The sequence below is a fragment of the Novosphingobium sp. B-7 genome, from assembly GCF_000410615.1.
Taxonomy (GTDB): domain Bacteria; phylum Pseudomonadota; class Alphaproteobacteria; order Sphingomonadales; family Sphingomonadaceae; genus Novosphingobium; species Novosphingobium capsulatum.
In genome coordinates this window covers 1-221 of record NZ_KE148420.1, presented here as the reverse complement: position 1 = coordinate 221, position 221 = coordinate 1, and the positions used below count along the sequence as shown (strand labels likewise).

The window sequence follows — 221 nt, the reverse complement described above, 5'->3', positions numbered from 1 at the left end:
AGCGATTGAAACCAGCCAAACGTGGTGGCGGGCAGGCCAATGGCGTGGGCGGCGCGTTCCATGAACGGCCAGATCGACAGGCTGCCCCCGGCAAACAGGCCCATGGCCAGCAACAGGCGCCATCCCGCCGGGCTGATCGGCCGCTGCGCCCTCGCGCCGGCAGGCTTGGGCAAGGCCGTGGCCGGCAGCGCCAGCGTGCCCAGGCCGAGCAGCAAGGACAG

The 221-nt window shown here is 71.5% G+C and carries 1 pseudogene; it reads right to left on the bottom strand.

The features are described 5' to 3' along the window. Nucleotides 1-221: pseudogene (locus tag H926_RS34150) on the bottom strand (MFS transporter); the annotation flags it as partial.